Origin of the sequence: Psychrobacter immobilis (assembly GCF_904846285.1) — a bacterium.
In the GTDB taxonomy this organism is placed as follows: domain Bacteria; phylum Pseudomonadota; class Gammaproteobacteria; order Pseudomonadales; family Moraxellaceae; genus Psychrobacter; species Psychrobacter immobilis_D.
Window position 1 is genome coordinate 1 of the sequence record NZ_CAJHAD010000042.1, and the last position, 8,451, is coordinate 8,451.

At 40.8% G+C, this 8,451-nt stretch carries 6 protein-coding genes; all 6 read right to left on the reverse strand.

Features of this window, described 5'->3' with window-relative positions:
• Positions 1-370 precede the first annotated feature (370 nt).
• Positions 371-871, reverse strand: coding sequence for a hypothetical protein (locus JMX13_RS13200; RefSeq protein WP_201613261.1), 501 nt, complete (start codon positions 869-871; stop codon positions 371-373).
• A gap of 13 nt (positions 872-884) precedes the next feature.
• Positions 885-1,370 (reverse strand): hypothetical protein, encoded by a 486-nt coding sequence (locus JMX13_RS13205; RefSeq protein ID WP_201613263.1) that lies wholly within the window; start codon positions 1,368-1,370, stop codon positions 885-887.
• 18 nt (positions 1,371-1,388) lie between these two features.
• Positions 1,389-6,248 carry an RHS repeat-associated core domain-containing protein gene (locus JMX13_RS13210; RefSeq protein WP_201613256.1) on the reverse strand — a complete coding sequence of 1,620 codons (4,860 nt, stop codon included), beginning with the start codon at positions 6,246-6,248 and terminating at the stop codon, positions 1,389-1,391.
• Between the two features lie 6 nt (positions 6,249-6,254).
• Positions 6,255-6,608, reverse strand: a complete 354-nt coding sequence (locus JMX13_RS13215; RefSeq protein WP_201613257.1) for a DUF4150 domain-containing protein — start codon at positions 6,606-6,608, stop codon at positions 6,255-6,257.
• Positions 6,598-7,917 carry a DUF2169 domain-containing protein gene (locus tag JMX13_RS13220; RefSeq protein ID WP_201613259.1) on the reverse strand — a complete coding sequence of 440 codons (1,320 nt, stop codon included), beginning with the start codon at positions 7,915-7,917 and terminating at the stop codon, positions 6,598-6,600. The genes JMX13_RS13215 and JMX13_RS13220 overlap by 11 nt, the downstream gene beginning before the upstream one ends.
• Positions 7,918-7,932: 15 nt before the next feature.
• On the reverse strand, positions 7,933-8,451 hold a 519-nt coding region (locus tag JMX13_RS13225), incomplete at its 5' end, for a bacteriophage T4 gp5 trimerisation domain-containing protein (RefSeq protein WP_227686338.1).

Sequence of the window (8,451 nt, forward strand, 5' to 3'; positions counted from 1 at the left end):
TAGAGAGCCATGTTTGAAATAGTCTCTATATTTTAAGGCTTTTGAACTTACTTTTCCAGATTAGGGACACGCCCTAATCAAACACCAATATCTATAGCTCCGTAGTTTGTCATAAGTAGTTCCATTGTATCAGTCTATTTTGAGTGGTCTATTAATTGGTTTAAAGGGTGAAGTGACTGGTTCCAGTGGGATATACTCTAATATCCGCTTGTTATTAAACGTGCACTTGATTTTTTTATACTTCGCTGTGCTTGGCACTGCAGCGTCCAAAGGCGTCACAGTGATAAGTAGTCGTAATTTAGGCGTAATTTAGGCATAAAAAAGCTGGGCAAAATGCCCAGCTAATGCTCTTTTTTACCAAAATCAATAGTTAAGGCTCTAATAACTCATTAGAAAAAACGACTAGCTTACCTTTAGGTGGAAAGTCAGACCAACCACAAGGTAGTCCATTATTTAAATAAGCAGTGAGTATTTGTTCCCATAACGGTGGAAAATAGTTATTCGCGTAGCATTGGAATATATAATACATATCATCGGTTATTAGCTCCGCCATAGTACTATCCCAAAGCTCATTAAATCCATTAAAGTTCTTACTTTGAATGTTAAAAAAGTTATTTTTCAGAAGTTGATGGCCTACGTAACCATATAACTCAAAAGAATCTGGAAATGAATACTCTCCCCGGCTAATTGACTCCCAAGCTGGAAAGCTTTGCACTTCATCATCTTGATTAGCATATTCAAAACCTAATAGGGGATCACTGATTACTAATGCATCTATAGTATTAACAAAAGGCTTATCAAAGAACGTATCTTTTTCTAAAAAATCGACAAGTTCTTGTGCTGATTCAAGTATATCGTTCCATTTTTTCATAGATATTTCATAATCACTCGTTAGAAAATACCACAAGCTTTCCATTAGGCGGAAAATCAGACCAACCGCAAGGCAGTCCATCATTTAGGTAGGCTGTTAGTATCTGTTCCCATAGTGGTGGAAAATAATCATTGGCGTAACAATTGAATATATATATCATATCCCCTATCATCATATCAGTGACATTATGATCCCAAAGTCTATTAATACCGCTGAAATCTTTCTGTTCTAAATTAAAATAATTATTCTTTTTAAGACCATATCTAACACTATCATAAAACTCAAAATTTTCTAGAAAAAGTCCCACACGGCTGAAAGGTAGCCATGCTGGAAAGTTTTGATCCTCATCATCTTGATTTGCATATTTAAATCCAAGTTTTGCATCAGTAACTACCAATGCATTCATGGTATTAGTAAATGGCTTATCAAAGAACGTATCTTTTTCTAAAAAATCAACAAATTCTTGCGCTGACTCAAGTATGTCGTTCCATTTTTTCATAACTAAACATCCTTATTATTAGTTTCGTATTGAACTTTTTATCGCTTCAGTAAATGCTTTTTGAATATCGCCCGTACTGAAAGTTTTTGCATTATAACCAGCATTATTTAATGGAATATCTCCTTTTACAAGTTGACTACGTAACATTTTTTGAACAGCTTTCAACTTCATACACCCATCTAGGCCTAGTATGTTTATTCTTTGTGCGCCTTTCAATAGTTGTGTGACTGCTAAGTTGTAGCCACCATGTGAGCCAGAGTGAATGGTTGCACCATAGCCATTTCTTGTAATCAAGTTGACATTCTTATTATCACGTAAAGCTATCAAGTTGTCCTTATTATGAACGTCAAAAGTTGCACATAGTTTTCTAGCTTCTATATTGACTAGATCATCTTGTGGGAGTATATGATGAACTTGATAATTAGTAGGTTGTTTTTTACCAGAGTTATAAGCTTTAGCCCAATTTGTATGATAGACCGCTAACCCTGAAGGGTCTACCCACATAACTGGATTAGGTGCATAAGAAAAAACGTTGAAGCCTCCTAGGAGACCTATCGGATCTCTCGTGGTAAACATCCCCAAATCAGGATCAAAGTAGCGAAACCTATTGTAATGCAATCCCGTTTCCGTATCAAAGCTTTGACCCTGAAAGCGTATGGGTTGCAAGTGATTTTTATTAATTTGTAAACGTTCTATGGCTTGTTCATGCCATACAATTTTTGCCGTATTGCCCCAAGCCTCATAGTCCGCCAGCCAAACGACTTCACCTTGCTGATTAGTTAGCTCATTCGGCGTGCCGAGATGGTCATTATGATAATGATACACCTGTATACTAGGAATAAGTTTGGGATCGTCCTCCCAGCGCTCTCTAGGCGCGTTTATAATCTCATCGTTGGCGGATTTTAATAACTCGTCTTTGAGCCAGACCAGTCTCGCTACAGGTTCGAAGCTGTTCTGCTCGTAGACGGTGGTAAAGACATGCGTGTCGGTATATTCCTGCGCTTGTCGATTACCGTCCCATAGCATCAGGGTGGTTTGGCTTTGGGTTGGCGTAGATTGTACCGTACTATGTTTTAAGAATTTCTTGTTTAGGGTTAGTTTACTGCGCTTTTGAATATCGCTAGATTTAGCAATCCGTCTACCAAAGGCGTCATAGCTATAGTGAGTAGTCGTAACGGTGACGTCAAAGCCTTGTTGATGGGTTTTGATGCTACGCTCAAGCTCACCATTAGCATGGTAATACAGCTGTAGTGATTCAAGATAGCCTGTGATGCTGTTATTCGATTGTTTTAAGGGTTTGCCGTCACTGCCGAGTGGGGTTTGTGTTTTAAACAGCACACGCCCATGTTTGTCATAGGTATAAGTGATGTATTTGTCATGAGTGGTTAGCTCGGTGGGTCGGCCTGATTTATGGATGTTGTTATTGTTTGGAGTGCTGCTTTGGTTGTCTTTATCATTGCTTACGCTACTAACAGGCACACGGTTACTGGCAGGATCAAAGGCAAATAACTCTGTCATTCCTGATTGCATGGCATAGTCAGTGAGCTTATGCTGAGTTAATCTGCCGACTTTATCGTAGTCGTATTGATGATTGCGTTTGAATAGACTGTTTGCGGTGCTTATATTTTTTGCCGAATGATTTAAATGCGTTTGTCCTGATAGATGCGTGAGTTGACCTAGTACGTCATAGTGATAGTCGCGCTCAATAACGATACGACCTTTATTATGGTCGCTACTGTATTGCTTAGTGAGGCGACCCATGGCGTCATAGCCGAAGCTAGAGAGCAGATCGCCTTGTTGTCTTGTGGTCTCTTGGTGTAGCTGGTCGCGTTCACTGTGGCGTATCTCGGTGATGTTACCGTCTGTACCTGTGATGCTTTGATTATACAGATGCCCTGAACCGTAATACAGCTGGTTGATGACTTTGCCATCGGGCAAGGTAGTTTTGAGGCGGTTGCCTATCTCGTCATAGCTGTGTGTTAAGGTTTGTTCAATATGGCTGTCTTGATTATCGTTGTTTGTGTCTTTATAGCGCTGATGATGACGAGTCAGACGCTCGCTAATAAGCTGACCGATATTATCATATTCTAAGTGCGTGCTAGCATCAGGGCTGGTAGCGCAGATTAGCTGTCCTGCAAGATCGTACTGGTATTGGGTTTTATGATGGCGCTGTAGCGCTGTAGCGTTTGGCTTAATAATATCTAGGCTATGTTTAAAAGTCAGCTGTCCGAGTAAATCGCGTTGCAGATAGGTGTGCTTTTGCTCTTCTCGTTTGCCGCTTGGATTGTCGGTTTGATGAATGAGCTGTCCATTTTTATCATAGTCATAATGACTGGTGTAACCATCAAAGCGGGTCTCTGATATGAGGTTGTCGGCTTTGTCATAGTTAAATGTCCATCTCTGACCGTTTTCATTGGTCAGGGTAATGAGTCGGCGCAAGTTGTCATACTCATAGTCTAAGGTATGACCTTGCGCGTCAATGCGACTGATAGGTAGACTGTCATTAGTGTACTGATACTCGGTGACTTGCTCTTTAGCATCGGTGTGTTTGAGTAGACGGTTAAGACTGTCGTAAACGAAGCTTTCGCCACTGCCATCTGGGTAGCGTATGTGGGTGGGCGCAGCAGTGTGCTGAATGCCGCCACCTATACGGTGGTCGTAAGTAAGACGGGTACGATTGCCTTGGGCATCGGTGACCTGAATGACACGGCCTAGGTTATCGTATTCATAATAGGTAGGATTACCGCTACAGTCGGTTTGTTCTATCAGCTCGCCTTGATAGTTATACTCATAACTAAAGCTGCTGCCATTGGCAAGTATTTGCTTAGTGGTACGACCTTTATTATCGCGCTCTATATGAGTGCTATTACCATTAGCATCGGTAATGTGTTTAATTTGTCCAGCAGCATCATAGACAAGTCGCGTTGCATTGCCAAGGGGGTCTAGAAGTTCAGTTAGGCGGTTGTTATTGTATAGATATTTTTGCGTACGCCATAAAGGCAGGTTAGTCTTTATCTCGTAATCAGTTAGTTGTTTGACCGCAACTAAGGTATCGCCTGCATACTGATTTTCAGTAATGCTGCCATCTGGGCTGATAATTTGTATAGGGCGGTTATAATCGTCCAGAACAAAGCTAGTGAGATTACCTAAAGCGTCTGTAACACCCGTCCAGCGCTTTTCTTGATCGAAGTGGTATAGCGTTTTTCGCTCATTTGCTGTGCCTTTGGCCTCAGTAACGATGGTGTGATCGTTTTGGTAATCAAAGTGATAGGTTTTGCCATTGCTAATAGGGTTAAAAAGCACTTTACCGCTTGGCAAGTATTCATCGTACTCATAATAGCTGCTGACACCATCTTCGGTATGGTGAGCAGTCATAATATGATTTTTATAGTCAAAGCGCCGTGTGGGATTCAGGTACGGGTTAACTTCTATTAAGTCGCCTTGTTCATTATAAATATAAGTCACTAGAGTTTGATGGACCAAGACCTTTTTAATCAGCTTACTCGTGTCTATTAGCTCATCTATCTGGTTAAGGAAGCTCACAATGCTAGTACTATGAGCTTGCTGTAGCTGTCGTTGGCTCTTATTATCCAGCTTTGAGAGTAAGTCAATAAATTGGCTATCACTTAGGTGCGTCAGTTCACTAATTTGTTGTAGGCGTATATTTTCGTTATGACTATTATTTTCATCACCTGCTATTAAGCCAAAGTCTAGTTGTAGTAGTCGACCCGCGCTGTCTTTGATGTACTGTGGCAAATGGGCTTTAGCAGTGTCGCTATGATACTCAATGGTGATGCAATTATCATAGTTGTCGCTTTGGGCGGTGCAGTATAGTCGTTGTTTGCGTGGGTAAGGTAGCAGCTCATTATCTAAATTGTTTGTATTTGGAGTGCTAAAATGAAGCTGAATACCGTCACCTGTTTCACTGACTCCTGAGGTAATACGGTATTGTCCCTCAGCATCATGATGCAGGCGAATATCGTCATTTCTTAAATAAACGCTTTTACCAACGGCGATACACGGGAAATTTATGGCTCTACCACTAGTGTCAATATATTCAATTAAGTCCTGTTCTGGCAGGATATTAAGCTGCTCACCCCAATTATTACCCCATCCTTGACCGAACCAACCTATAGGATCGCCCGTTTCGCCTCTGCCTACAAGGCTGTCACTAGCATAGTGTCTACTCCACAGCAGAGGCAAATCGCCAGATAAAATGAAATCAATATCCTCATCATCGAGTAATATCTTGATACCCAATATAGGATTAACAGGTTTACAAGTTTTAGGACAGTTTTTATTATTGTTTTGATCCTTTTTTTGTTCTACTTTACTATCACCCCCTTTCTTTTTCTTCTTTAAAGCATTATTTCTACCACTCTTTTCGATATTTTTGTTTTGAGTTTTTAATGCACTTTTATTATTAACTATCATCTTCTTAACAGATGGTGGCAAGGCATTTAATATTTTATCGCTGCCTAAAACTTTAGTAATAGCTGCACTATACTTTTTCGCCTGTAAAGCAGTACTTAAAGCACCAAAAGCATCTCCAATTAAAGGAATACCTCTGCCTAGACTTGATATCACACCCCAGAAGTCTCCTTGAACAGCACTAATTGACGCATTGAGACCATCTGCTGCGATACCAATTGGTCCTGGAATTAACCCTAATAAATCCAGGACCAATTGTATAGCTTCGATTTCATCGTTCGATAAAGCTTTAATTTTACTTAAATCAAACACAGGCTTGGATTTGGATGATGGATTCGCTTTCGAGGCAGTTCCACCGCTGGTACTACCAGTTTTTGTTGTTGTGCCTCTCGTATTACCATTACTACCAGTTGGTAAACCTGTCGGATTGTAATAACTCTTGCCCATAATTAGTTACCCATTCATCCAAAATTTATCTTTATTACGAACCACATATTTCCCGTTCGCTTTAACTGAACCGCTACGTCCTATAGGTACGCATTTACCACTAACCGTACCACTTTTAACCCCTTTACCGACTCCAGCTTCATCTCCTAAAGTTTTAACCACTGTACTTTGATCAAATAAAAAGAGGGGATGACTGTTAGCATTGACGTTTGTTGCTAGGTAACTAGAGTTCGTAAGTTTAGCCGTTACAGGATAAGGGACGGGTACCATACTACTACCCATAGGTGTCTTACAAACGTCAGGAAAGTCACTGATTATGATCCAACCTGATTGTTCTCTAGCTATTAGCTCATTCTTCATTTAATACATTTCCTTTATCATCAACTCTAGTGCCGTCAGGCATCTCATATACTATCCAAGGGGCTTTGGGATCAGTAATAAATCTAGCTTCTAATTTAGTCGGGTTTAAATTAGTAGGTAAAAACAACCGCCAAACAAACTTCAATGTCATATTATCAGTGTTAAAAATCAGCGTATCTAAGCTCATAGGCTTTACTTGATGCTCATAATCAATACTGGCTAACACAAAAGCCCGATGCCTAGGCAGTAGTATGACGTGTTGACCACCGCCTTGGGTTAAGTTATTCACTAGCAACGTATGCGGCTTAGTTAGATCAGGATAGTCGATTTGCTGATCTTCAGGCGCACAGTTCCAATAACCAAAATCAAAGTCTTTGGGTAGATTGGGATGACGATTCTCTAACCACGCTTCATCATAAGTACCTGCTTTTGCAAGTCTTGGTGCCCAAGAGCGATGCAGGGCACCAAGGCCTGCTGGCGCTCCTTGGTAGTCAAGCTTTGCCATCTCAAACGCTGTCATTGATCCTCGCTGCTTGGTTATCAGCGGCGTCTCATAGATAACACCTTTGGGCATAATTTGCGGTACAGGATAGAACTCTGGTAAATCTTGCTTATACTCTTTTAGCTTATTGAAATAGCTTTGTTCAAACCAGCCTCTACCAATTGGATTACGGTAGCAGACCTCGTGGTATTGCTCAGGCTTATCCTTATCATTATTTTTAATTACATTTTTATCTGGTGCAACCTGATGGCTACCGCCTAGAGCATACTCATATCTAAGCGGTACTTTTTGTGTCGGGGTTATCGCTGTCAAAGTATAGTCACTAGTGAACTGACTAAAGTTAATACTGCTGCGACTGCCCGTGCGCTGCCATTGCCTTGCGCCTGTTAACCATATCTCTTTACTTAGTATCTCTGTAAGGGGTGAACGTAGCTTGTCATCATCTTGTCTGTACAAGGCAATAAAGGCTTTAAACCCTTGAGAGGGTTTACTGGCATAAGCATGACCTTGAACCAATACATCACATTTAGGCTTGAAGGGGATGATATCGCTCTCTTGCAGGATACTGCTGGTATTAGGCTCATCATAGAACTCATCAGCCATACATAGACTGATAGGGTTGTCATCGTTAACCTCTGCCATATAAACAGTCTGTATCTCTTTAAAGTCTTTACTGCCCGCTACTTTTTCATTACTCGGTATCAGCTTGTATTCAGCGCACATAGTCACGACTTCGTACTCTTGATCATGAGTATCATAGCCAATATAATTCAAAGTGCTAAAGGGCGTAAGGTTGGTAAATTCCATACTGCTCATTCTCTTTTAGTTCAGATCGACATCTTTGCCCGTGATTTGCACAGGACCGGTTGCTTCAAAGACAAACTCTGTTCCTTGAATAGTAATTTTACCTTCTTTGTCCATACGCAGCACACTTTTACCTACGGTAAGCTCTATAACGTCGCCTGCTTTGATAATAAAATCTTTCCCAGCACTCATCTCATGAGTCTGTGCCGTAGTGTCATTACGTTTTGCGCCAGTGACAATAGAGGTAAAACCCGCCACGTTAATACTATAGCCTGCGCCAACGTTCGTCATCTTAGCTAAACCAACGTTTTGAATAGAGGCGAGTCTAACCGTTTCAGTTTGCATGCCATTGACAGTGATCGATTGATTCTTCTTAACACTTAGCTTTCTTTTACCTGAGACCTCTATTTGCTCATTTTTTTTGACCGTCTCATCTCTATTACCTCCTATGCTAATCGTCTCATTCTCATCCACCCGCTCTTTTCTGTTTTGATGAATGGTAATGGTTTCATCCTTATCAACGACTTCAGTACGATT

What these genes read in the sequence shown, in the direction of transcription:
- JMX13_RS13200 (WP_201613261.1), bottom strand. Translation starts at nt 871, where the DNA reads ATGAAAAAATGGAACGATATACTTGAATCAGCACAAGAACTTGTCGAT.
- JMX13_RS13215 (WP_201613257.1), bottom strand. Translation starts at nt 6,608, where the DNA reads ATGAAGAATGAGCTAATAGCTAGAGAACAATCAGGTTGGATCATAATC.
- JMX13_RS13205 (WP_201613263.1), bottom strand. Translation starts at nt 1,370, where the DNA reads ATGAAAAAATGGAACGACATACTTGAGTCAGCGCAAGAATTTGTTGAT.
- JMX13_RS13210 (WP_201613256.1), bottom strand. Translation starts at nt 6,248, where the DNA reads ATGGGCAAGAGTTATTACAATCCGACAGGTTTACCAACTGGTAGTAAT.
- JMX13_RS13220 (WP_201613259.1), bottom strand. Translation starts at nt 7,917, where the DNA reads ATGGAATTTACCAACCTTACGCCCTTTAGCACTTTGAATTATATTGGC.